This is a genomic window from Microbacterium sp. NPDC090007 (assembly GCF_044748345.1).
In the GTDB taxonomy this organism is placed as follows: domain Bacteria; phylum Actinomycetota; class Actinomycetes; order Actinomycetales; family Microbacteriaceae; genus Microbacterium.
Genome location: NZ_JBIVFV010000001.1, coordinates 1,504,201 through 1,527,323, shown reverse-complemented (window position 1 = coordinate 1,527,323; position 23,123 = coordinate 1,504,201). Strand labels below are relative to the sequence as shown.

Genomic DNA, 23,123 nt, shown 5'->3' with positions numbered 1-23,123 from the left:
ACCTCCGACGCTATCGGACGGCCGCCCGGTCTCCGGGCGCCACGATGCGCGCGGGCGTCAGGCCGTGATGACCTGGGCGGTGCCGGTGGCCGCGTCGGGGCCCATCTCGTCGGCGAGGCGGTTGGCCTCTTCGATCAGGGTCTGCACGATCTCGGCCTCGGGCACGGTCTTGATGACCTGGCCCTTGACGAAGATCTGCCCCTTGCCGTTGCCCGACGCGACGCCCAGATCGGCGTCGCGCGCCTCGCCGGGGCCGTTCACGACGCAGCCCATGACGGCCACGCGCAGCGGCACGGTCATGTCTTTCAGGCCCTCGGTGACGTTGTCGGCGAGCGAGTACACGTCCACCTGCGCGCGGCCGCACGAGGGGCACGAGACGATCTCGAGCTTGCGTTCGCGCAGGTTCAGCGACTGCAGGATCTGGTGGCCGACTTTGACCTCTTCGGCCGGCGGCGCCGACAGCGACACGCGGATGGTGTCGCCGATGCCCTCGGACAGCAGGATGCCGAACGCCGTGGCGCTCTTGATGGTGCCCTGGAACGCGGGGCCGGCCTCGGTCACGCCGAGGTGCAGGGGCCAGTCGCCCCGCTCCGCGAGCAGGCGGTACGCCTTGACCATGACGACCGGGTCGTTGTGCTTGACCGAGATCTTGAAGTCGTGGAAGTCGTGCTCCTCGAACAGCGAGGCCTCCCAGACCGCGCTCTCCATGAGCGCCTCGGGGGTGGCCTTGCCGTACTTCTCGAGCAGGCGGCGGTCGAGCGAACCCGCGTTCACGCCGATACGCAGCGACACGCCCGCCGCCTTCGCGGCCTTGGCGATCGCGCCGACCTGGTCGTCGAACTTGCGGATGTTGCCGGGGTTCACGCGTACCGCGCCGCACCCCGCGTCGATGGCCTGGAAGACGTACTTCGGCTGGAAGTGGATGTCGGCGATGACCGGGATCTGGCTCTTCTTGGCGATGATGTGGAGCACGTCGGCGTCGTCCTGCGAGGGCACGGCGACGCGCACGATCTCGCACCCGGATGCCGTGAGCTCGGCGATCTGCTGGAGGGTCGCGTTGATGTTGGTCGTGGGCGTCGTCGTCATCGACTGGACGCTCACCGGGGCGTCGCCGCCGACGAGGACCTTGCCCACCTTGATCTGGCGGGTCTTGCGACGAGGCGCGAGGACCTCCGGCACGCGGGGCATTCCGAGATTCACAGCAGGCACGGGCTCAGCCTACGCCGCCCGCGCTGAACGGAGTCCGAACCGGCCGCGAATGCTCGCTGTGATAAATTCGGCGCCATGCGCGCGTCCTGCAAGTGGTGGCCCACCGTCTAGGCGGTGTGCACGCGTGCGACAGACCGCCCTCCCTCGGGATCCGGGCGGTCTTCGTGTTCTCGGCGGCCGCGTAGGACCCTCGCTCACAGACGGAAGTACTTCGATGACCGGGCCCGACCCCTCCTCCCTCCTGCACGACCTCCTGACCGGCGACGCCCCGTTCGCCCTGATCGCGCGAGACCTCGACACCGTCGAGGTGCTCACCGGCGACGTCGTCGACGTGGATCTGCTGGCCGACATCCCCCTGCTGGACGCCGCGGGCGTCCCGCGCGAGGTGCTCGCACTCGTGCCGTTCCGACAGGTCCGCGAGCGCGGCTTCGTCTGCCACGACGACGGGGCGCCGCTGCGATGCCTGGTCATCGGCGAGCGCAACGTGCTGCCGCGGGCGGAGGTCATGGCATCCCTCCCCTCCTCCCCCGTGGAGCTCGAGGGAGCCGGTTTCGACATCGCCGACGAGGAGTACGCCGACATCGTCCGCCGGGTCATCGCCGACGAGATCGGTCGTGGAGAGGGGGCGAACTTCGTCATCCGCCGCGATTTCGTCGCGGGTGTCGCCGCCGACCCCCGCGAAGCCGCGCTGACGTGGTTCCGCGCGCTGCTCGCGCACGAGAAGGGCGCCTACTGGACTTTCGCCGTCGTCACCGAGGGGCACATCGCCGTCGGCGCGAGCCCCGAGGCGCACGTGAGCGCCCAGGACGGCATCGTCACGATGAACCCGATCTCGGGCACCTTCCGTCACCCGGCGGGCGGCGCCACCGCCGACACGCTCGCGGAGTTCCTGCGCTCGACCAAAGAGACCGAGGAGCTCTTCATGGTCGTCGACGAGGAGCTGAAGATGATGAGCGCCGTCTGCACCGACGGCGGACGCATCACCGGGCCGCACCTCAAAGAGATGTCGCGGCTGACCCACACCGAATACATGCTGCGCGGTCGCAGCGACCTCGACCCGCGCGACATCCTGCGCGAGACGATGTTCGCCCCCACCGTCACCGGCTCGCCCATGCAGAACGCGTGTACCGTCATCGCGCGCCACGAGACCGCGCCGCGCGGCTACTATTCCGGTGTCGCCGCGCTGTTCACCCCGAACGGGGCGACCGATGGGCCGACCCACGACCTGGACGCCCCGATCCTCATCCGCACCGCCTACCTCGTCGACGGGCGCCTGCGCGTTCCGGTCGGTGCGACCCTCGTGCGCCACTCCGACCCGTACGGCGAGGTCGGCGAGACCCACGGCAAAGCCGCGGGCGTGCTCGGCGCGATCGGGGCGATCCCCCGCGACGTGCCCACCGCCCCCGCCGACGCCGACCCCGACGCCCCGGCCGGAGCGCGGCGGCCGCTGGCCGAGGATCCCGCGATCGCCGAGCTGCTGGCATCCCGCAACGATCGACTCGCCCCGTTCTGGATGAACCCGCAGGACCCGGATGAGATGGGTCCCTTCGCCGGGCGCACGGCCCTGGTCGTGGATGCCGAGGATCGTTTCACCACCATGCTGGCGCACCAGCTGCGCCACCTCGGCCTCGATGCGAGGATCGTGCACTGGTCGCGAGTGACGGACACCGAGCTGGATGCCGCCGACCTGGTCGTCTCGGGCCCCGGTCCCGGCGACCCGCGCGACGACGACAGCGCGCGCATCGCCGCGATGCGTCGCGTCGTGTCGCGGCGCCTGCACACGGGCGCTCCCCTCCTGGCGGTGTGTCTCAGCCACCAGATCCTCGCCGATCAGCTGGGCATCGACCTGGCACCGCTCGCGCAGCCGCACCAGGGCCTGCAGAAGAGCGTCGACGTGTTCGGCGAGGCGGCGTCGATCGGCTTCTACAACACCTTCACCGCGCGCGTCGCGCCCGGGACCACCGGCCGGGGGCTCTCGGTCGGCGACGGGTTTTCGGCGCCGGCGCGCGACATCCCGGTCGAGGTGGCCGCGGATGCCGAGACCGGCGACGTGTACGCCCTGCGGGGCCCGGCGGTCGCGAGCGTGCAGGGGCACCTCGAATCGATCCTGTCGCGCGACGGGATGCGCACGCTCGAGCGGCTGATCGCCCACGCGCTCTGACGCCGCGGGTCCGGTGCGGCGCCCGGCCCTCGACGGGCTCGGGACCTCGGTCGCGCACGATGGCGGAGCCCGTCGCAGCCCCCGCGTCCCGCGCGTTACAGCAGCTGCACGGGGTTGAAGATGTCGGCGAGGAACAGCACGCCGCCCATGCCCACCAGCAGCACCACGACGACGAAAGTCACGGGCACGAGCTTGGTGGCGTCGACCGGCCGCGCCACCGTGCCGCGCAGGCGGGCGACCAGGCGCTTGATGCCGTCCCACAGCGCCACGACCACGTGTCCGCCGTCCAGCGGCAGCAGTGGGATGAGGTTGAACACGAACAGGGCCACGTTCAGCCCGGCCAGCAGGGCGATGATCGATTGCACGCGGGCCAGGATGGGGGCGTCCACGGCCGCGATCTCCCCCGCCATGCGACCGGCGCCGACCACGCTCATGGGGCTGTTCTCGTCGCGCGGCTGCCCGCTCAGGGTGTCGGCGGCCGCGTCGTAGATGCGCACGGGCAGCTGCGCCATGATCTGCGCGACGGTGCCGATGTACTGACCCGTCGCCTCGACGCTGGTCGTCAGCGGCTGCGGCACGAGCGCCTCCTGCGCGCGGAGCCCCGCAAAGCCGACCGTCTCGTATTCGGGTGCGCCGGTCGCATCGGTCACCGTGCGTCCACGATCGTCGGACACGGCGCGATCGGTGCTCTGCGGGGTGAACTGCACCGTCTGCGGCGTGCCGTCGCGATCGATGACGACCGACAGCCGTTGTCCCGGTGAGCGCTGGATGATGGCCGCCGCGTCGGCGAACGTCGCGACCGCAGTGCCGTCGATCGACACCAGCCGGTCTCCGGGCTGGATGCCGGCGGCCGCGGCCGGGGCGACCGGATCGGCCGTCGTGCACGCGTCGCGCTGCTGACTCGCGGGGATCACGCACTCGCTCACCGAGGCGACCGTGGTGGTCGCCGTCTGCACGCCGATGCCGCTCAGGGCGATCGCGAAGAGGACGACCGCCAGCACCAGGTTCATCACCGGGCCGCCGAGCATGACGATGACGCGCTTGAAGACCGGCAGCTTGTAGAAGACGCGGTCATCCGCGGCGATGAGCGTCTCGGCGTTGGCGTCGCGGGCGTCCTGCACCATCGTGGCGAAGAAGCGGGAGCGCTTCTTCCCGGTTTCGGCGTCGTCCGGCGCCGGCGGGTACATGCCGGCCATCGAGATGAAACCGCCCAGCGGCAGCGCCTTGAAGCCGTATTCGGTCTCGCCGATGCGCTTGGACCAGAGCGTCGGGCCAAACCCGATCATGTACTGACCGACGCGCACGCCGAACAGCTTCGCGGGCAGCAGGTGCCCGATCTCGTGCAGTGCGATCGAGATGGCCAGGCCGATCACGAGCACGAGCACGCCGATGAGGAAGGCGATCGCGGTCACCCGCTGACGATACCGCCGCCGAGCTTTGAACGACCCGTGCGGCCGCGATGCGAAGTCTGTGGGATGCCGGATGAGACAATGGAGGCGATGTCGACCGACGCTGCCTCGAACCTCCCGCCCGTGCTCCGACCGGAGCGGCCTCCCCGCCGCGACCTCGCCGAACTCGCCCGCCTCTTCGGCGCGCGCGCATTGGGTGACGTCGAGGGCACCACCCTGACCGGCCTCACGCTGGCGACCGCCGATCTGCGCGAAGGAGAGGCGTTCGTCGCCATCCGCGGCGTCAACCGCCACGGTGCCGAGTTCGCCGCGACCGCGGCCCAGCGGGGGGCCGTCGCGGTCATCACCGACGAGGACGGCGCCGCGATCGCGGCATCCACGGGTCTGCCGATCGTCGTGGTCGACGATCCCCGCGCACTGCTGGGCGATCTGTCGGCCTGGGTGTACGGCACCGGGCTGCACGACGACCTGCCCCGCCTGCTCGCCACCACCGGCACCAACGGCAAGACCAGCGTGTCGCACCTGCTCGAGGGCATCCTCGATCAGCTGGGCGTCGTCACGGGACTGTCGTCGACGGCCGAGCGGCACATCGCGGGCGAGGTGATCGTGTCGCGCCTGACGACCCCCGAGGCGTCCGAGTTCCACGCCCTGCTCGCGCTGATGCGCGAACGCGGGGTCGAAGCCGTCGCGGTCGAGGTCAGCGCGCAGGCGCTCACGCGTCACCGCGTCGACGGCCTGGTCTTCGACGTCGCCGGGTTCACCAACCTCACGCACGACCACCTCGACGATTACGCCGACATGCGCGAGTACTTCGAGGCGAAGTTGCCGTTGTTCCGGCCCGACCGCGCGCGACGCGGCGTGGTGTGCCTCGACACCGCGGCGGGGATCGAGATCGCCGCGCGCGCCGAGATCCCCGTCGTCACCATCGCGACGCCCGCGATCGCCGAAGACGCCGCGGCCGCGGCATCCGCCGACTGGATCGTCGACATCGTCGACGAGCGCCAAGAGGGGACCGCGTTCACCCTGTCCGACGGCAAGGGGCGTTCGCTCACGACCGTCGTCCCGGTCATCGGCCGTCACATGGCCGCCAACGCGGGTCTCGCCATCGTGATGCTGCTCGAGGCGGGCTACACCTGGGAGCACCTGTACAGCACGCTCGACGCAGAACGCATCGACGCCTCTCTGCCGGGGCGCACGCAGCTCGTGTCAGGCCCCGACGGCCCCGCCGTCTACGTGGATTTCGGCCACTCCCCCGACGCGTTCGAGAAGACGCTCGCGGCCGTGCGCCGCGTGACCCCCGGCAAGGTGGTCATGGTGTTCGGCGCGGACGGCGACCGCGACGCCACGAAGCGCCTCGACATGGGACGCACCGCCGTCGAGGGCAGCGACATCCTGGTCGTCACCGACCACCACCCGCGTCACGAGGATCCGGATGCCATCCGCGCGGTCCTCGTCGAGGGCGCCCGCCGTGCCCGGCCCGACGCCGAGATCCACGAGTTCACTCCGCCCGAGCGCGCCATCCTCGAAGCCGTCAAGCTGGTCGGCGAGGGCGACGCCATCCTGTGGGCCGGGCCGGGGCACCAGGACTACCGCGACATCCGCGGCGTGCGCACGCCCTACTCGGCACGCGAGCTCTCGCGCCGCGCGTTGCGCGCCGCCGGGTGGGCCGTGCCCGACCCGCAGTGGCCCGTGCCGTATCCGGTCGACGCCACCCCGTCGTCCGACCCCGAGCGTCCGGTCGAGTTCCCCGCCTGACGGCGGGGTCGGTGACGGATCGGGCCTCCCGTCGCCGGCGCTGCACAACTCCTGCGCATCCGCACCGAACGCCGCGAGAACCGCGGTCAGCGACGCTCTTGCAGGAGGTGTGCGGCGCTCACGCGCCCTCAGCGCGAGGCGATGATCTCGTCGGCCGTGCGACGCGCCCAGGCCTCGGCCTCGGCGAGCGACTCCCGGGTGAGCGACGCGGGCGGCTCGTGGCGGTCGACCACCCGCTCGATGAGCTCGACGATCTCGAGGAAGCGCAGGCGTCCTTCGTGGAACGCATCGACGGCCTGCTCGTTCGCCGCGTTGAACACCGCGGGATAGGTGGCTCCGGCGCGCCCGACGCGCTTGGCCAGCGCGACCGAGCCGAACGCCTCTTCGTCGAGGGGCTCGAAAGTCCACTGCGCGGCGCGCGTCCAGTCCAGGGGTGCGCCGACACCGCCGATGCGATGCGGCCAGTCCAGCCCCAGCGAGATCGGCAGCCGCATGTCGGGGGGCGAGGCCTGGGCGATGGTCGAGCCGTCGACGTATTCGACCATGGAGTGCACGATCGACTGCGGATGCACGGTGACGTCGATGCGGTCGTACGCCACGTCGAACAGCAGGTGCGCCTCGATGACCTCGAGGCCCTTGTTGACCAGGGTCGCCGAGTTGGTGGTGACGACGCGCCCCATGTCCCAGGTGGGGTGGGCGAGCGCCTGCGCGGGTGTCACCTCGGAGAGCTCGGCGCGCGAGCGTCCACGGAAGGGCCCCCCGGATGCCGTGAGCACGAGCCGCCGCACCTCGCTCGCCGCGCCCGAGCGCAGCGCCTGCGCGATGGCCGAGTGCTCTGAGTCGACCGGCACGATCTGCCCCGGAGCGGCGAGCGCCGTCACGAGCGCCCCGCCGACGATCAACGACTCCTTGTTGGCGAGGGCGAGGGTGCGGCCCTCTTCGAGGGCGGCGACCGTCGGGCCTAAGCCCACCGACCCCGTGATGCCGTTCAGCACCACGTCGGCGTCGACATCGCGGACGAGCTGTTCCGCCTCGACCGCGCCGAGGGCGACGTGCTCCACCCCGAACGCGGCGGCCTGCGCCTCGACACCGGCGCGGTCGGAACCGGCCGCCAGTCCGACGACCTCGAATCGGTCCGGATTGGCGCGGATGACGTCGAGCGCCTGCGTCCCGATCGAACCGGTGGAACCGAGGATGAGGACGCGGCGCATGCCGTCAGCCTACTGAGCGGGTGCGGTGGCGTGCTGGACGCCGAGGATGTCGACCACGAAGACGAGCGTGGAGTTCGCCGGGATCTCACCCTGCGCCTGGTCGCCGTAGCCTTGTGCAGGCGGGATGACCACGAGCACCTGCGACCCCACGGTCTGGCCCTCGAGGGCCTGGCGGAAGCCGTCCACCACCTGGTTGGTGACGAACTGCGCGGGCGTGCCCCGCTCCCAGCTGGAGTCGAACACGGTGCCGCCGTCGTACAGGGCGCCGGTGTACTGCACGATCACCTGGTCGCCGGGGTTGACGACGTCGCCGGCGCCCTGGCGCAGGTTCTCGATGCGCACCTCGGTGGGAGCCGGGGTCGAGGGCATGGTGATGGTGGGGGCGCCCTGGTCGTCGAAGGTGACGGTGGGAAGGCCCTCGACCGGAGCGACCTCGGCGCCCTCGGCGCGCGTGGGCTGCTCCGAGATGGCATCCGCGACGAGGACGAACGCGGGCGACCCCTCACCGAGCGTGCCCGCGGGGAACGACGACACCGTGCGGGAGCCGATCGTGGAGCACTCGAGCGCAGCTCCGAAGATCTGCTGCGAGGCGATCAGCGTGTCCATACCGTCGGGAGCGGTGTCGAGCGACTTCAGCTGCGTCTCGCCGGAGGCGGCGTCGATGAGGGTGTAATTGGCCTTCAGCACGTCGCCCGCGCGGACCTGCGGACCGGAGCCCTCGATGAGGGTGGTGCGCTGCAGATCGGCCGGGTCGTATCCCGCCGGCAGGGCCACCTCGACCTGGGTCGAGAAGTCGCCCGTGACCTCGAGGCCGTCGGGCGCGGGGGCCTCGGTGAGCGCGCTCTGGCACTGGTCCGCGTCGGCGGAGCCCGTGGCATCCGGAGTCTGCGCCTGGTCGGGAGAGCCTGAGCAGCCCGCGAGCAGCAGCACCGCGGCGGCGGCGACGGACAGGGAAGCGATCGGGCGGAAGCGCACGGCAGACCTCTCGAAGGGGATCGGGAAGCTCCCATCTTTGCGCATCACGCTTTGGCGAGGCTGGGAGGGGGGTGTCCGCCCATGCACGCCCGGGAATGCCGCGCCGAGTAAAGTCGTCGGGTGAGTTCCGACCCGACCGCCGAGACCCCCGCCGCAGAGCCGCAGCAGATGGGCGCGGCCTACGGTCTCGGACGATTCCTGATCGCCCCCCTGGCCCGCGCCGTCTACCGGCCCCGCATCGAAGGACGCGACAACGTCCCCCGGACCGGGCCGGTGATCTTCGCCAGCAACCACCTGTCGTTCATCGACTCCATCGCCATCCCGGTCGCCGCTCCCCGGCCCGTGCACTTCATGGCCAAATCCGCCTACTTCGAGAAGTGGGCGTCTCGGCAGTTCTTCACCGCGATCGGCGCGATCCCCGTCGAGCGGGGAGCGGGCCAGAAGGCCCTCGACGCCCTCGACCAGCAGCGGGTGCTGCTGGAGGACGGGCGCGCGGTCGCCCTCTACCCCGAGGGCACCCGGTCGCTCGACGGTCGCCTGTACAAGGGACGCACGGGCGTGGCGTTCCTCGCCCTGCAGACCGGCGCCCCGGTCGTCCCGGTGGGGCTGATCGGCACCGACAAGGCCATGCCCGTGGGCGCGAAGTTCCCCAGCACCACGGAGCGCGTCACCGTCCGCTTCGGCATGCCGCTGGACCTCTCCCCGCACGGTCCCGCTTCATCGGGGCGCGCCCGACGCGGTGCGACCGACGAGATCATGGCGGCCATCCACGCCCTGAGCGGCCAGGAGCTCGCCCACGCGTACAACGAGGCGCCCGCTCAGAACCCGATCGAGCGCATCAAGCAGGTCCTGCCGCACGAGCGCCTCTGAACCCGGCACGCCGTCCGCCCTTGACGCGGGGCGGCCCGGCGAGCATCGTCGTGGGAGACGGCCCGAACCGTCGACGCCACAACGAGGAGGCACCGTGAAGAAGTTCGTCAACGACCCGGCAGACGTGCTGGCCGAGGCCCTGCGCGGCATCCGCGCGGCACACCCCGAACTGAGAGTGGATGCCGAGAACCGGGTCATCCTGCGCGCAGAGCCCACGCGCGCGGGCAAGGTGGCGCTGGTCTCGGGCGGCGGGTCGGGACACGAGCCCATGCACGGCGGGTTCGTCGGGCGGGGCATGCTCGACGCCGCCGCCGCCGGCGAGGTGTTCACCTCGCCCACCCCCGACCAGGTGCTCGCCGCGACCCAGGCGGTCGACTCGGGAGCCGGCGTGCTGCACATCGTGAAGAACTACACCGGGGACGTGCTCAACTTCGAGATGGCCGCCGAGCTCGCCGCGGCCGAGGGCGTGCAGGTCGAATCGGTCGTGGTGGCCGACGACGTCGCCGTGCAGGACTCCACGTGGACGGCCGGTCGGCGCGGCACCGGAACGACGGTCGTCCTCGAGAAGATCGTGGGCGCCCTCGCCGAGGAGGGCGCCGATCTCGCCGCGGTCGCCGCCCTCGCGCGGCGCGTCGCCGAGGCCGGGCGCTCCATGGGCGTCGCGTTGACCAGCTGCACCGTGCCCGCGGCGGGGCGGCCCACGTTCGAGCTTCCCGAGGACGAGATGGAGGTCGGCGTCGGCATCCACGGCGAACCCGGCCGCTCGCGGGTCAAGCTGGCATCCGCACACGAGATCGCGAAGCTGATGGTCGACCCGATCGTGCACGACTTCGGCGACGCGTCGGGTCCGGCGATCGTCCTGCTGTCGGGGCTGGGCGGCACGCCCCTGATCGAGCAGTACCTGCTGTGGGGCGAGATCGCACCGCTGCTCGCCGAGGCGGGGGTCGACGTGCAGCGCGTGCTCGTCGGCGACTACATCACCAGCCTCGACATGGCGGGAGCCTCGCTCACGGTCGTCCGGGCCGATGACGAGATGATCCGCCTGTGGGATGCCCCCGTCGTGACCCCCGGCCTGCGGTGGGGCGCATGACCGGCGACGTCTCGACCGACGATCTCGTCTCCTGGATCCACGGCTTCCGCGACGCCGTCGCCGCCCACAAGGACGAGTTGACCCGTCTGGACTCCGAGATCGGGGACGCCGACCACGGTTCGAACATGGCGCGGGGCCTCGACGCCGTCGTCGCCAAGCTCGACCCCGCACCCGCGAACGCCGCCGAGCTGTTCAAGACCGTCGGGATGACGCTCGTCTCGACCGTGGGCGGGGCGAGCGGTCCCCTCTACGGCACGCTCTTCCTGCGGATGGGCCCCGCCCTCGCATCCGCCGAGCGGATGGATGCCGCGACCCTCGGGGCGGCGCTGCGTGCCGGCGTCGAGGGCGTCATCGCCCGCGGCAAGGCGGAGCTGGGCGACAAGACCATGATCGACGCCCTCTCCCCCGCCCTCGATGCGTGGGACGGGGCCGCCGATCAGGGGCCGCCCTCGGCCGCGCGGGCCGCGGCCGAGGCCGCCGCGCGCGGCCGCGATGCGACCGAACCGCTCGTGGCCCGCAAGGGGCGCGCGAGCTATCTCGGCGAGCGCAGCGCGGGGCACCTCGATCCGGGCGCCGCGTCGGCGACGCTGCTGCTCGAGGCGCTGCGCGACACGCTGGCGGACGCCGCGTGATCGGCATCGTCGCCGTCTCGCACAGCCGCGCCCTGGCCGAGGCGGCGGTCGAGTTGGCCCTGCAGATGGGCGGCGGGAGTCCTCCTCGGGTGCGGATCGCCGCCGGCGGTCCCGACGGCGATCTGGGGACGGATGCCGTCGCCATCGCCGAGGCGATCGACGAGGCGGACGCGGGCGACGGCGTCCTCGTGCTCATGGACCTCGGATCGGCGATCCTGAGCGCCGAGACGGCCCTCGAGTTCATCGCCGATGCGGATCGCGTGACCCTGAGCCCCGCCCCCTTCGTCGAGGGCCTGGTGGCGGCGGTGGTGACCGCGGCCGGCGGCGCCGATCTCGCCGCGGTCGCCGCCGAGGTGCGCGGGGCCGCCGAGTCCAAGCGACGGCATCTCGGCGACGCGGACGACGCGGGCGTCCCGGCATCCCCCCGCCTCGCGACCGGCACGACGGGCGGATCCGATGACGACGTCGCCTCGTTCGAGGCGGTGATCGTCAACCCTTCGGGTCTGCACGCGCGGCCCGCGGCGACCTTCGTCAAGGCGGCGTCGCGGTACGACGCCGATGTGCGCATCGTCGACGTCGATGCGGGCTCGGACGAGGTCTCGGCCCGCAGCCTGCTGGCGCTCATGGCGTTGGGGGTGCGGCAGGGCGCCCGGGTGCGGGTCAGCGCCACGGGTCCGCAGGCGCGTCAGGTGCTCGACGAGTTGCGGGCGCTGATCGACGACGGCTTCGGCGAGGGCTGACGGCCGCGCCCGCGGGTCACGGGGTCCGGCCGATGCTCAGCGCGTCACGCTGAGCAGGCGGCGCGCCAGGGACTCCTCGACGACGAGCTCGGTGATCAGATCGGCGGCGAGAGCACCGCGCAGACCGTCGAGCTTCGACAGGCTCGAGACCACGCAGAAGCGCCGCGGGACGCGCCGGACGGTGTCGAGGTCCGGCCCGCTGGAGCGCTCGTTCAGCTCGGGCACGTCGCTGGAGCCGTCGGCGCGGTAGAACACCGTCGCGCAGTCGCCGACGATGCCCTCGCGCTCGATCACGGCGCGGTCGCGCTCGTCGAAGTAGTCGCCGCTGTAGACGTGCGAGGGCACGTCGGCGTGGGGCGAGCCGAGTCCGAACACGAAGAGGCCGACGCGTTGCTGGATCTCGAGCACCGAGCGCACCGAGCGCTCGCGCCACATCGCCTGTTTGGTCCGCGGATCGTCGAAGAGCGCCGGTACGGGGAACTGGTGCACGGACGACGACCATGCCGCGCCGAACTTGGAGAGGATCTCCCCCGCGTAGGGGATGCCGGAGGTGCGGACGTTCGCGGCGCCGTTCATCTGCACGATGTGCGTGTCGTGCACGTCTTTGAGGGGCACATGGCGGGCGACCGCCGAGAGCGTGGACCCCCAGGCGACCCCCACGGTCATCGAGGACTCGACCCGCTCGGCGAGGATTCTCGCGGCCGTGAGCGCCGTGCGCTCCAGCCGCTCCGCCTCGGAGGTGCGGGTGGGGGTGGGCACGACGTGCGCGGTGATCCCGAAACGATCGGCGATCCGCTGCGCCATCTGCCCGCGGGCATCGTCGGGCGGGCTGATCGAGATCGTCACGAGCCCGACGTCGCGGGCGTGCTGCAGCAGGCGCGACACCGACGAGCGCGAGACGCGCATCTCGTGGGCGATGGCATCCATCGTGAGGTCCTGCATGTAGTACAGCTGGGCCGCGCGCAGAGCGTCGCGCGAACGCTCCTCCGCTGCCGTCGTCACGGTCGATACTCCTGCATGGACACCATTGTGCACGTTTGTTCAAGGGGCTTGCAACAACGTGCAGAGAGGCGCATCCTGATCGTCGTACCAACAACGAAAGGTCGCAGTCGACATGTCGTCCCCCGCTTCTCCGCTCCGCGCCGACGTCCAGGCGCTCCGCGACGCCGAAGATCTCGACGTCCTCATCATCGGTGGAGGCATCAACGGCCTCGCCACCCTGCGCGACCTGGCCCTGCAGGGCGTCAGCGTCGCCCTCGTCGAGCGCGGGGACTTCGTCTCCGGCGCCTCCTCGGCCTCGAGCCACATGGTCCACGGCGGCATCCGCTACCTCGAGAACGGCGAGTTCCGTCTCGTCAAAGAGGCGGTCACCGAGCGCAACGACCTGCTCAAGACGGCCCCGCACTACGTCAAGCCGCTCGAGACCACGATCCCGATCTACAAGACGTTCTCCGGCATCCTGTCCGCCCCGTTCCGACTGCTGGTGACGCACGGACGCGGGAAGCCGAACGAGCGCGGCGCCCTGCTGATCAAGGTCGGGCTCATCATGTACGACACCTTCTCGCGCGACGGCGGCAGCGTGCCGCGTCACAAGTTCCTGGGCAAGAAGAAGTCGCTCGCGGAGCTGCCGAAGCTCAACAACGACCTCGCCTACACGGCGACGTACTTCGACGCATCGATGCACGACCCCGAGCGCATCGCCCTCGACGTCCTGCGCGACGGCATCGAGGCGGGCGCAGGGCGCACCCAGGCCGTCAACTACGTCTCCGCCGTCGGTGCCGACGAGAACGGCGTCCGCGTCCGCGACGAGGTCTCGGGCGAGGAGTTCAGCGTCCGGGCCAAGGTCGTCCTGAACACCGCCGGCCCGTGGACCGATCTCGCCAACCAGGCCATGGGACTTCAGACGCAGTTCATGGGCGGCACGAAGGGCTCGCACATCGTTCTCGACAACCCGGAGCTGCTCGCGGCGACCGGTGGCCGCGAGATCTTCTTCGAGCACTCCGACGGCCGCATCGTCCTGATCTACCCGCTCAAGGACCGCGTGCTCGTGGGCACCACCGACATCGACGCCGACCCGTCGAAGCCCGTCGTGTGCACCGACGACGAGATCGAGTACTTCTTCGACCTCATCGGGCACGTCTTCCCCACCGTCGGTGTCGACCGCTCGCAGATCGTGTACACCTTCAGCGGCATCCGTCCCCTCCCCCGCCACGACGACACCGCCCCCGGTTTCGTGTCGCGCGACTACCGCATCGTCGAGGACGAGATCGCCGGCGTCCCGGCGATGAGTCTGGTCGGCGGCAAGTGGACCACCTTCCGCGCCCTCGCCGAGCACCTCAGCATGAAGACGCTGCAGAAGCTGCGCCGCCCGCACCGCGTGAGCACGCAGGGCCTGTCGATCGGCGGCGGCGCCGGCTTCCCGGCCACGCCCGAGCAGCGTCGACGCTGGGTTTCGTCGCGCACGAATGCGCACTCGGCGGAGCTGGTGGATGCCATGCTGGAGCGCTACGGCACCCGTGCCGATGTGATCCTGGCGGCCCTGCCCGGCGAGCCCACGCCGGTCCCGGACGCTCCCGGGTACTACCGCGAGGAGCTCGCCTGGATCGCCGAGAACGAGCAGGTCGTGCACCTGATCGACGTGCTGCTGCGCCGCACCCACCTCGCCTTCGTGGGCGGGATGACCGAGCGGACCCTCCGCGAGGTCGCCGAAGCCGTCGCCGGTCCGCTCGGATGGGACGCCGCACGCATCGACGACGAGGTGGCGGAGACCGCCGAGACGCTGCGTTCGGCCCACCGCGTGGACCTCGCACAGGCGGGGGTCGCCCGAATCTGAGAGAACGTGCGGGCGTGCCTTCTGTTGCACGCCCGCACGCGCCCCATAGGTTCGGATCACCGAGCCGCAACACCACCCGAGCCGAAGGTGTCCGGGTGTCAGAAGAAAGGTCGATGACGACATGCAAGAAGTGAATCTGGGGCTGTACTTCCTCTCGGAGGTGGTGGGCACCGCGATGCTGATCCTGTTGGGTTGCGGTGTGGTCGCCAACGTCGCCCTCGCCAAGACCAAGGGCAACGCCGGCGGAACGCTGATGGTCAACTGGGGCTGGGGCCTGGCGGTCTTCGCCGGTGTCATCGTCTCGGCGTACTCCGGAGCACAGCTGAACCCCGCCGTCTCGATCGGCCTGCTCGTGGCCGCCAAGATCGGCTTCGTCCAGTTCCTGGTCGCCGTGGCCGCGCAGCTGGTGGGTGCCATCATCGGTGCCGTGCTCGCCTGGGCGTCCTACAAGCAGCACTTCGACGACGAGCCCGATCCCGCCGCCAAGCTGGGCGTGTTCTCGACGGGTCCGGCGATCCGCTCGTACGGCTTCAACTTCCTCACCGAGGTCATCGCCACCTTCGTCCTGGTGTTCGTGATCTTCGGCTTCAGCGACTACGGCGTCGCCGACATCGGCGTCCCCGGCGGCATCGGCGGTCTCGCCGCCGTTCCGGTGGCCCTGCTCGTCGTCGGTATCGGCGCATCGCTCGGCGGTCCCACGGGCTACGCCATCAACCCGGCCCGCGACCTCGGCCCCCGCATCGCGCACGCGATCCTCCCCATCAAGGGCAAGGGGTCGAGCGACTGGGGCTACGCCTGGGTGCCCGTCGCCGGCCCCCTCGTCGGCGGTCTGCTCGCCGGTGTGCTGGCGCCGGTCCTGCTGGGCCTGGGCAACTGATCCCGCGCGGGGGCGTCACCCGGCGCCCCCGCATCCTCCCTCTTCACCATTCACCGAAACAGACAAAGGAGTCCATCCATGGCCGACTACGTCCTCGCCATCGACCAGGGCACGACCTCGACGCGCGCGATGATCTTCGACAAGTCCGGGAGCGTCGTCTCCGTCGGACAGAAGGAGCACGAGCAGATCTTCCCGCGCGCGGGATGGGTCGAGCACGACCCCGCCGAGATCTGGCGCAACACCCAGGAGGTGATCGGCCTGGCCCTCAGCCGCGCCGACATCACCCGCCACGACATCGCCGCCGTGGGCATCACCAACCAGCGCGAGACCGCGGTGGTCTGGGACAAGAACACCGGCAAGCCCGTGTACAACGCCATCGTCTGGCAGGACACGCGCACGCAGTCGATCGTCGACCGCCTGGCCGACGGCGACCCCGAGCGCTACAAGAGCATCGTCGGCCTGCCGCTGGCGACCTACTTCTCGGGGACCAAGATCGTCTGGATCCTCGAGAACGTCGACGGAGCCCGCGAGAAGGCCGAGGCCGGCGACCTGCTGTTCGGCACGACCGACACGTGGGTGCTGTGGAACCTCACCGGCGGCACCGACGGCGGCGTGCACGCGACCGACGTCACCAACGCCAGCCGCACCCTGTTCATGGACCTCGAGACCCTGTCGTGGCGCGAGGACATCCTCGCGGACTTCGGCGTGCCGGCCTCGATGCTGCCCGAGATCCGCTCGTCGTCCGAGGTGTACGGCACGGTCGAGTCCTCGTCGCTGCTGCGCGAGACCCCGATCGCGGGCATCCTGGGCGACCAGCAGGCCGCGACCTTCGGTCAGGCGGCCTTCGACCCGGGCGAGAGCAAGAACACCTACGGCACGGGCAACTTCCTCATCTTCCAGACGGGTGAAGAGATCGTCCGCTCCGAGAACGGTCTGCTGACGACGCTGGGGTACAAGCTGGGCGACCAGCCGGCGCGCTACGCGCTCGAGGGGTCGATCGCCGTCACGGGTTCACTCATCCAGTGGCTGCGCGACCAGCTGGGCATCATCTCGTCCGCTCCCGAGGTCGAGGCGCTCGCCTCGGGCGTCGACGACAACGGCGGCGTGTACTTCGTGCCGGCGTTCTCGGGCCTGTTCGCACCGTACTGGCGCCCCGACGCCCGCGGCGCGATCGTCGGGATGACCCGCTACGTCAACAAGGGGCACATCGCGCGCGCGGCGCTGGAGGCGACGGCCTTCCAGTCCCGCGAGGTGCTCGACGCCGTCAACGCCGATTCCGGTGTCGACCTCGCCGAGCTCAAGGTCGACGGCGGCATGACCGCCAACGACGCGCTCATGCAGTTCCAGGCCGACATCCTGGGCGTCCCGGTCGTTCGTCCGGTCGTCGCCGAGACCACCGCTCTGGGTGCCGCGTACGCCGCGGGCCTCGCTGTCGGCTTCTGGGACAACCTCGACGACCTGCGGGCCAACTGGCAGGAGGACAAGCGCTGGGAGCCGAACATGGACGGCGCCGAACGCGACCGCCAGCTCCGCCTCTGGAAGAAGGCCGTGACGAAGTCCATGGACTGGGTCGACGACGACGTGGAGTGACCCCCACGTGAGTCAGGGAACCCCGTCGGCCTCGCGCCGGCGGGGTTCCGTCGTCCCCAGCACTCTGCGGTCCCCGGGCGCGTCGAGGGGCACCGGCATCCGGATGCCGAGGACTCAGCGCCGCGGCTTGGGGAATGCCGCGCGTATGGTGTCCGACTGCAGGTAGTCGCTCACGCCGATCAGCAGGATCGCGAACAGGATCTGCTCGGTGACCACCCAGAACGGGTACAGACCGGGGATCGCCGCGAGCACCAGCGCCACGACGGGGAAGATCCGGCTGAACAGCTGCAACCGTCGGAAGGCCCAGTACCAACCCGCGTGCGCGCGCCAGAGGAAGTAGAACAGCGTCGTCGTGATCGCGAGCACCACCAGGCACCGCATCCACACGGCGATACCGACGTCGTCGCCGTTCGCCGTCATGACCAGGGCGACGACCACCGTGGCGACCCCCAGCATGAAGCCGGCGCTCAGCAGCACCGTGATGGCACGGAAGGCGCGGCGCACCGCGGGTTCGGGCGAGACGTCGACGCGGTGATCGGCCTGGCGACCCCCGGCGATTTTGTCGAGGCGGCGCAGGGTGGGTTCGAGCTGCATGCGCTCACTGTACGACGCGACGTGCGGGCCACGATCTCGATCGGGACCGCGTCACCGTGCCCGCGCGCGCGGCGGCGTTCGGATCACACCACCCGTTTCGCCAGCCGGTTCGAACCAGGTCATCCTCGCGCGGTCTCCTCCGCCGCCCAGAGCACCGCCGCGACGCATCACCCGACGGTGACGACGGGCTCGTGCCGCACCGGGAAGTTCACGGAGTTGGCGATGAAGCACCACTCCCGCGCCTTCCGGTGGGCGGCGACGGCGGCCTCCACCATCGACTCGTCCGCGACGCTCACGCGCGGGCGCAGAACGACCTCGGTGAACGCTCCCCCGCTGTTGCCGTCCTCCTGCAGCGTCCCCGACGCCTCGTCTTCGTATCCGGTCACCACGACACCGGTCGTGACGCACGCGTGCAGATACGACAGCAGATGGCACTCGCTGAGCGCGGCGAGCAGCAGTTCCTCGGGGTTCCACTTGGCGGGGTCGCCGCGGAAGGGCCTGTCGGCGGATGCCGCGAGGGCGGGCTTGCCGTCCACCTGCAGCGTCACGGACCGGTCGTAGTCGCGGTACCCGCTCGTGCCGGTGCCGCGGTCGCCGGTCCAGGTCGAGCGCAGGCGGTAGTGGTGCTCTCCGTTCATCCCCCCAGTCTGCCCCTCTCGCGCGCGCGCACGGGCCGGTGGCCCGCACGGTCGCCGGGATACGATGGAGGGATGCCCGCCACGCCCCCCGCCTCCGTCGAACTCGCCGTCGTCGAACGCAGCGGCTTCGTCGAGTCACGCCACGACGGCGTCGCCATCGTGCTCGCCCCCGACGGTACCGAGAAGCTGACCCTGGGCGAGGCGACGGCTCCCTTCCTCCCGCGCTCGAGCATGAAACCGCTGCAGGCGCTCGCCTGCCTGTCGGCCGGCGCCGATCTCGCCGATGAGCGCCTCGCGATCGCGATGGCGAGCCACTGCGGCACCGAGCGCCACGCCGAAGTGGTGCGCGGCATCCTGCAGTCGGCCGGACTCACCGAGGACGCCCTGGGGTGTCCGGCCGCGTGGCCCACCGACACCGCCTCGCGCGACGAGATGGTGCGCGATCACGCCGCGCCGTCCCCGCTGCGCATGAACTGCTCGGGCAAGCACGCCGCGATGCTGGTGACCTGCGTCGCGAACGGGTGGCCCACCGAGGGCTACCTCGAGGTGCAGCACCCGCTGCAGGTGCACATCCGCGAGGTCATCGAGCGCCTGGTCGGCGAGCGCATGACCACGACCGCGATCGACGGGTGCGGCGCCCCCGTGTACGCCATGAGCCTGGTGGGATTGGCGCGCGCGATCCAGCGCATCGCGACGTCGTCGGAGCGCTCCCCCTTCGCCCTGCACCGCAGCGCGGGTACCCTCGTGCGCGCCGTCCGCGAGAACCCCTGGACCATCGACGGTCCCGGCCGCCCCGACACGGTGGTCATCGAGCGGCTCGGCGTGTTCAGCAAGATGGGCGCCGAGGGCGTGCAGGTCATGACGGCCCCCGACGGGACCACCGTCGCCCTCAAGATGCTCGACGGCTCCAACCGCGCGGGGTGGGCCGTGGCCCTGCGCCTGCTCGAGCGGGCCGGCGCTCTGGCGGCGCAGGACGTCTCGGACACCCTCGCGCTGCTCCCGCTGACGATCTCGGGCGGCGGCCACGAGGTCGGCGCCATCCGCTCCGCGGTCTGACGCCGACCCCGGACTCAGATGCCGCCGTCGACCGAGCGCGGGTAGGCGATCGGTTCGTCGGGTACGAGCACCTCGGTGTCGCGGTTCAGGCTCTCGCCGCGGAAGAACGGCTTCGCGCCCGGGAACGCGAACCAGACGAGCATCAGGACGACGCCGATGGCGAGGGCGCCGATGCCCACCACGAACGTGCCGCCGATCCCCAGCAGCACCGTGTTCCCGTACTCGGGATCCCACATGTCGATCGCGGACTGCACGAAGGCGTACGTCAGCATGAGCGCACCGAGCAACGGCAGGATGCCGCGGTAGACGAGGTTCCTGGCCGACGAGAACAGTTCGCGGCGGAAGTACCAGACGCACGCGTACCCGGTCATCGCGTAATAGAACGCGATGGCCAGGCCCAGCGACAGGATCGAGTCCTGCAGGATGTTGTCGCTGATGATCGTCATGCCGAGGTAGTAGACGCTCGCGACGACGCCCATCACCAGGGTCGAGAAGGACGGCGTGCGATACCGCGGATGCACCGTACGGAATCGCGACGGCAGTGCCTTGTACGCCGCCATCGCGAGGGTGCCGCGCGCGGTCGGCAGGATCGTCGTCTGGGTCGACGACACCGCCGAGATGAGCACCGCCACCACGAGCAGCCAGCCGAACGGTCCGAACAGTCCGTCCTTGAGGGCCAGGAAGACGTCGTCGGCGTTGTCGGGGTTGGCCAGGCCCGCCCCGTCCTCGCCGACGCCGGCGTACATCATCGCCGCGACCGTCACCGTGACGTAGGTGCCGAGCAGGATGACGGTGGTCAGCAGTGCCGCCCGACCCGGGATGCGCTTCGGGTCCTTCGTCTCCTCGTTGAGGGCGAGACAGGTGTCCCAGCCCCAGTAGATGAAGAGGGCGAGCAGCACCGCCTCGGTGAAGCCGCTCCAGTCGGTGAAACCCAGCGGGTTGAACCAGGCGATGTCGAAGGGCGTCGGGTTGGGTGCCGTCCCGTCGAAGAACTTCCACAGTGCCAGCACCACGAACAGCACCAGCACGAGGTACTGCACCGCGAGCAGCACGTTCTGGATGCGCTCGCCGATCTCGACCCCGCGGTAGCTGACGTAGGTCATCGCGGCGATGAAGGCGACGCCCGTGGCCGTGACCAGGGGCACGTTCTCGGCGAGCGAGCCGTCACCCACCAGCGTCCACAGGTAGATGCCGGCGATCTGCGACAGGTTGGCGAGCACGACCATGCCCGCCACGGCCACGCCCCAGCCGCCCATCCAGCCGATCCAGGGACCGAACGCCTTCGTCCCCCACGTGAAGGTCGTACCGCAGTCGGGCACGTCGTTGTTCAGTTCGCGGTAGGCGAAGGCGATGAACAGCATCGGGATGAAGGCGAGGACGAAGGCGATGGGGGCCGAAGCGCCCACCGCCAGGACGACGAAGCCCAGAGTGGCCACGAGCGAGTACACCGGTGCGGTGGATGCCAGACCGATGACGGTCGAGCCCCAGAGCCCCAGAGTGCCGCTGGCCAGTCCTTTGCCGTCGGTCCGTTCGGGTGCGGAGGTCATATGCCGAACGTAGAATCCGCGGCTGGCGCGGTCAAGGAATATTCTCAGGCGGTGCGGCGAGACACGTCGAGCACGACGATCGTGATGTTGTCGCGGCCGCCGTTCTCGAGCGCGGCGCCCAACATCGATTCGACGGCGGCGGCCGGGTCGGCGTTCGCTTCGAGGAAGTGCCGGATGCCGAAATCCGTCAGCTCTTTCGTGAGGCCGTCGGAGCAGATGACGAAGCGGTCGCCGTCGAGGACGTCGAGACGCAGGTAGTCGGGCTTGACGCTGTCGCTCGGGCCCACGGCGCGCGTGATCACGTTGCCGTAGGGGTGGTTCTCGGCTTCTTCGGGGCTCAGGCGACCCGCGGCGATCAGTTCCTGGACCACGGAGTGGTCGGTCGTGACCTGCACGATCTCTCCGTCGCGCAGCAGGTAGACACGCGAATCGCCGATGTTCAGCGTCACCCAGTGCGGTTCGTCGGTGTGCGTCTCGAGGTACACGCCGGTGAGCGTCGTCCCCGTGCCTTCGTCGGTCGTGTCGGGGTGCGAGATGATGTCCTTGACCGCACGCGAGAGGGCCTTCTCGATGTTCTTCGTCGAGACGGATCCGCCCGCGACCATCGCCCGTAGACGGTCCACGGTGCTCGCGCTGGCGATCTCGCCGCCCAGGTGTCCGCCCATCCCGTCGGCGACCACGAACAGGGGGTAGTCGGCGAGCACCGCGTCCTGATTTACCTCGCGACGACGACCCGTGTCGGTGGTGGCGGCCCAGGACAGCTCGAGGGTGCTCTCGCCCAGGGGGACGCTGTGCGTGTGTGTGGTCACCTCGGGCACGAACGATCCTCCGGTTGGCCGACAGCTGCGCCGGCGGATGCGCACGGCGTTGTCATCCTAGTCGACGCCGGGGCCCGATCCGGGGAGGCTCCGCTGCGTCGGCCTCGCGGTCGCGGCTCATCCCGCTGCGGGATCATCGGGGAGAGGCAGGATGCCGTCGATCTCGGCGAGGTCGTCGGCGGTCGGCGTCCAGGCGGTCGCCGCGGCGGCGTTGGCGCGGACCTGCTCGGCGCTGGTCGCTCCCGCGATCACGCTGGAGATGAGCGGGTCGGCCAGGAACCACCCGAACGTGGCCTCCAGCATGGTGATGCCGCGCTGCGCGCAGAATGCCTCGTAGCGCTCGAGGGCGTCCCAGGGCGCTTCACGCCACAGGTGGGGGCGCTGACGCATGATGCGACTGCCCTCGGGCCCGCCCGCACGGGTGAACGCGCCGGTCAGCAGCCCGTTGTGCAGGGGGAAGAACGGCAGGAAGCCCAGTCCGAAGCGCTCGACGGCCGGGAGGACCTCGCGCTCGGCCGCGCGGGCGAGCAGACTGTACTGGTTCTGCGCCGACACGAAGCGCTCTCGCGTCGCCCGGTGATCGGCATCCGCGATCTGCCATCCCGAGAAGTTCGAATGGCCGATGTAGCGCACCTTCCCCTCTCGGATGAGGTCGCTCAGCACATCGAGGGTCTCGTCGATCGGGGTCGTCGGGTCGGGCGTGTGCAATTGGTACAGATCGATCCAGTCGGTGCGCAGACGCCGCAGCGACGCCTCGACCGCGCGTCGCACGTGCGCCCGTGACGCCTTCGCTCCGCCGGTGAGGGCGGGCGCGAGGGCGGCGTGCCCGAACTTCGTCGCGAGCACGACCTCGTCGCGCCGACCCTCCAGGGCCTCCCCCATGAGCGTCTCGGAGAGTCCGACCTCGCGGCCGTAGACGTCGGCGGTGTCGAAGAAGGTGACTCCCGCCTCGATCGCGGCGTCGAGGACCGCGCGGGTGCCGTCGAGGGTTTCGGTCGCCGTTCCGACGCGACCGAAGTTGTTGCAGCCGAGACCGACGGCCGAGACGCGGAGTCCGGAGCGACCGACGGGACGCAGAGGGGGTGGGGCGGGGATCATGCCTTCACGCTAGCCCCGCA

At 70.7% G+C, this 23,123-nt stretch carries 20 protein-coding genes; 10 read left to right on the top strand and 10 right to left on the bottom strand.

The window, feature by feature from the left end; genetic code table 11:
• Positions 1–57: 57 nt before the first annotated feature.
• Positions 58–1,209: a flavodoxin-dependent (E)-4-hydroxy-3-methylbut-2-enyl-diphosphate synthase gene (ispG, locus tag ACIPVB_RS07140; RefSeq protein WP_400367819.1), complete on the bottom strand. Its 1,152-nt coding sequence runs from the start codon at positions 1,207–1,209 to the stop codon at positions 58–60.
• A 214-nt stretch (positions 1,210–1,423) separates the two neighbouring features.
• Between ispG and ACIPVB_RS07135 the strand changes: the two genes are divergently transcribed.
• Positions 1,424–3,370: a chorismate-binding protein gene (locus ACIPVB_RS07135; protein ID WP_400367818.1), complete on the top strand. Its 1,947-nt coding sequence runs from the start codon at positions 1,424–1,426 to the stop codon at positions 3,368–3,370.
• A gap of 95 nt (positions 3,371–3,465) precedes the next feature.
• On the opposite strand, the gene ACIPVB_RS07130 is transcribed toward ACIPVB_RS07135, so the two are convergent.
• Positions 3,466–4,782 carry a M50 family metallopeptidase gene (locus ACIPVB_RS07130; protein ID WP_400367817.1) on the bottom strand — a complete coding sequence of 439 codons (1,317 nt, stop codon included), beginning with the start codon at positions 4,780–4,782 and terminating at the stop codon, positions 3,466–3,468.
• A gap of 87 nt (positions 4,783–4,869) precedes the next feature.
• Here ACIPVB_RS07130 and ACIPVB_RS07125 point away from each other — a divergent pair, with 87 nt between their 5' ends.
• Complete coding sequence (locus tag ACIPVB_RS07125) at positions 4,870–6,534, top strand: Mur ligase family protein (RefSeq protein ID WP_400367816.1); 1,665 nt, start codon at positions 4,870–4,872, stop codon at positions 6,532–6,534.
• A gap of 128 nt (positions 6,535–6,662) precedes the next feature.
• Here ACIPVB_RS07125 and dxr read toward each other — a convergent pair whose 3' ends face one another.
• On the bottom strand, positions 6,663–7,745 hold the full coding sequence (gene dxr / locus ACIPVB_RS07120; RefSeq protein ID WP_400367815.1) for a 1-deoxy-D-xylulose-5-phosphate reductoisomerase: 1,083 nt from the start codon (positions 7,743–7,745) through the stop codon (positions 6,663–6,665).
• A gap of 9 nt (positions 7,746–7,754) precedes the next feature.
• Entirely contained in the window at positions 7,755–8,765 is a 1,011-nt protein-coding gene (locus ACIPVB_RS07115) for an FKBP-type peptidyl-prolyl cis-trans isomerase (RefSeq protein WP_400368204.1), read from the bottom strand.
• A 123-nt stretch (positions 8,766–8,888) separates the two neighbouring features.
• On the opposite strand from ACIPVB_RS07115, the gene ACIPVB_RS07110 reads away from it, so the two are divergent.
• The 4 genes from ACIPVB_RS07110 (at position 8,889) to dhaM (ending at position 12,052) form a co-directional block, all read left to right on the top strand.
• Entirely contained in the window at positions 8,889–9,590 is a 702-nt protein-coding gene (locus ACIPVB_RS07110; protein ID WP_400368202.1) for a lysophospholipid acyltransferase family protein, read from the top strand.
• Between the two features lie 94 nt (positions 9,591–9,684).
• Entirely contained in the window at positions 9,685–10,680 is a 996-nt protein-coding gene (gene dhaK, locus ACIPVB_RS07105) for a dihydroxyacetone kinase subunit DhaK (RefSeq protein WP_400367814.1), read from the top strand.
• Positions 10,677–11,312: a dihydroxyacetone kinase subunit DhaL gene (dhaL, locus tag ACIPVB_RS07100; protein ID WP_400367813.1), complete on the top strand. Its 636-nt coding sequence runs from the start codon at positions 10,677–10,679 to the stop codon at positions 11,310–11,312. Before dhaK ends, dhaL begins: the two co-directional genes overlap by 4 nt.
• On the top strand, positions 11,309–12,052 hold the full coding sequence (gene dhaM / locus ACIPVB_RS07095) for a dihydroxyacetone kinase phosphoryl donor subunit DhaM (RefSeq protein WP_400367812.1): 744 nt from the start codon (positions 11,309–11,311) through the stop codon (positions 12,050–12,052). The genes dhaL and dhaM overlap by 4 nt, the downstream gene beginning before the upstream one ends.
• Before the next feature lie 36 nt (positions 12,053–12,088).
• Here the strand turns inward: dhaM and ACIPVB_RS07090 are convergent, their stop codons facing one another.
• Positions 12,089–13,054, bottom strand: a complete 966-nt coding sequence (locus tag ACIPVB_RS07090) for a sugar-binding transcriptional regulator (RefSeq protein WP_400367811.1) — start codon at positions 13,052–13,054, stop codon at positions 12,089–12,091.
• A 112-nt stretch (positions 13,055–13,166) separates the two neighbouring features.
• On the opposite strand from ACIPVB_RS07090, the gene ACIPVB_RS07085 reads away from it, so the two are divergent.
• The 3 genes from ACIPVB_RS07085 to glpK all read left to right on the top strand — a co-directional run bounded on the left by ACIPVB_RS07085 (position 13,167) and on the right by glpK (position 17,352).
• On the top strand, positions 13,167–14,885 hold the full coding sequence (locus ACIPVB_RS07085; RefSeq protein ID WP_400367810.1) for an FAD-dependent oxidoreductase: 1,719 nt from the start codon (positions 13,167–13,169) through the stop codon (positions 14,883–14,885).
• A 121-nt stretch (positions 14,886–15,006) separates the two neighbouring features.
• Positions 15,007–15,762 carry an MIP/aquaporin family protein gene (locus tag ACIPVB_RS07080; RefSeq protein WP_400367809.1) on the top strand — a complete coding sequence of 252 codons (756 nt, stop codon included), beginning with the start codon at positions 15,007–15,009 and terminating at the stop codon, positions 15,760–15,762.
• Between the two features lie 78 nt (positions 15,763–15,840).
• On the top strand, positions 15,841–17,352 hold the full coding sequence (gene glpK, locus ACIPVB_RS07075) for a glycerol kinase GlpK (protein ID WP_400367808.1): 1,512 nt from the start codon (positions 15,841–15,843) through the stop codon (positions 17,350–17,352).
• Positions 17,353–17,466: 114 nt separating this feature from the next.
• Here glpK and ACIPVB_RS07070 read toward each other — a convergent pair whose 3' ends face one another.
• Positions 17,467–17,946, bottom strand: coding sequence for a hypothetical protein (locus ACIPVB_RS07070; RefSeq protein WP_400367807.1), 480 nt, complete (start codon positions 17,944–17,946; stop codon positions 17,467–17,469).
• Between the two features lie 167 nt (positions 17,947–18,113).
• Complete coding sequence (locus ACIPVB_RS07065) at positions 18,114–18,584, bottom strand: OsmC family protein (RefSeq protein ID WP_400367806.1); 471 nt, start codon at positions 18,582–18,584, stop codon at positions 18,114–18,116.
• A 72-nt stretch (positions 18,585–18,656) separates the two neighbouring features.
• On the opposite strand from ACIPVB_RS07065, the gene ACIPVB_RS07060 reads away from it, so the two are divergent.
• Positions 18,657–19,640 carry an asparaginase gene (locus ACIPVB_RS07060; RefSeq protein ID WP_400367805.1) on the top strand — a complete coding sequence of 328 codons (984 nt, stop codon included), beginning with the start codon at positions 18,657–18,659 and terminating at the stop codon, positions 19,638–19,640.
• A 14-nt stretch (positions 19,641–19,654) separates the two neighbouring features.
• Here ACIPVB_RS07060 and ACIPVB_RS07055 read toward each other — a convergent pair whose 3' ends face one another.
• The 3 genes from ACIPVB_RS07055 to ACIPVB_RS07045 all read right to left on the bottom strand — a co-directional run bounded on the left by ACIPVB_RS07055 (position 19,655) and on the right by ACIPVB_RS07045 (position 23,103).
• Positions 19,655–21,187, bottom strand: coding sequence for an APC family permease (locus tag ACIPVB_RS07055; protein ID WP_400367804.1), 1,533 nt, complete (start codon positions 21,185–21,187; stop codon positions 19,655–19,657).
• A 44-nt stretch (positions 21,188–21,231) separates the two neighbouring features.
• Entirely contained in the window at positions 21,232–22,005 is a 774-nt protein-coding gene (locus tag ACIPVB_RS07050; protein WP_400367803.1) for a PP2C family protein-serine/threonine phosphatase, read from the bottom strand.
• Between the two features lie 117 nt (positions 22,006–22,122).
• Entirely contained in the window at positions 22,123–23,103 is a 981-nt protein-coding gene (locus ACIPVB_RS07045; RefSeq protein ID WP_400367802.1) for an aldo/keto reductase, read from the bottom strand.
• Positions 23,104–23,123 lie beyond the last annotated feature (20 nt).

Excerpts from the sequence above, each read along its gene's own strand:
- ACIPVB_RS07135 (WP_400367818.1), top strand. The coding sequence starts at position 1,424 with ATGACCGGGCCCGACCCCTCCTCCCTCCTGCACGACCTCCTGACCGGC.
- ACIPVB_RS07125 (WP_400367816.1), top strand. The coding sequence starts at position 4,870 with ATGTCGACCGACGCTGCCTCGAACCTCCCGCCCGTGCTCCGACCGGAG.
- dxr (WP_400367815.1), bottom strand. The coding sequence starts at position 7,745 with ATGCGCCGCGTCCTCATCCTCGGTTCCACCGGTTCGATCGGGACGCAG.
- ACIPVB_RS07115 (WP_400368204.1), bottom strand. The coding sequence starts at position 8,765 with ATGCGCAAAGATGGGAGCTTCCCGATCCCCTTCGAGAGGTCTGCCGTG.
- ACIPVB_RS07110 (WP_400368202.1), top strand. The coding sequence starts at position 8,889 with ATGGGCGCGGCCTACGGTCTCGGACGATTCCTGATCGCCCCCCTGGCC.
- dhaL (WP_400367813.1), top strand. The coding sequence starts at position 10,677 with ATGACCGGCGACGTCTCGACCGACGATCTCGTCTCCTGGATCCACGGC.
- ACIPVB_RS07085 (WP_400367810.1), top strand. The coding sequence starts at position 13,167 with ATGTCGTCCCCCGCTTCTCCGCTCCGCGCCGACGTCCAGGCGCTCCGC.
- ACIPVB_RS07080 (WP_400367809.1), top strand. The coding sequence starts at position 15,007 with ATGCAAGAAGTGAATCTGGGGCTGTACTTCCTCTCGGAGGTGGTGGGC.
- glpK (WP_400367808.1), top strand. The coding sequence starts at position 15,841 with ATGGCCGACTACGTCCTCGCCATCGACCAGGGCACGACCTCGACGCGC.
- ACIPVB_RS07070 (WP_400367807.1), bottom strand. The coding sequence starts at position 17,946 with ATGCAGCTCGAACCCACCCTGCGCCGCCTCGACAAAATCGCCGGGGGT.
- ACIPVB_RS07065 (WP_400367806.1), bottom strand. The coding sequence starts at position 18,584 with ATGAACGGAGAGCACCACTACCGCCTGCGCTCGACCTGGACCGGCGAC.
- ACIPVB_RS07060 (WP_400367805.1), top strand. The coding sequence starts at position 18,657 with ATGCCCGCCACGCCCCCCGCCTCCGTCGAACTCGCCGTCGTCGAACGC.
- ACIPVB_RS07055 (WP_400367804.1), bottom strand. The coding sequence starts at position 21,187 with ATGACCTCCGCACCCGAACGGACCGACGGCAAAGGACTGGCCAGCGGC.
- ACIPVB_RS07045 (WP_400367802.1), bottom strand. The coding sequence starts at position 23,103 with ATGATCCCCGCCCCACCCCCTCTGCGTCCCGTCGGTCGCTCCGGACTC.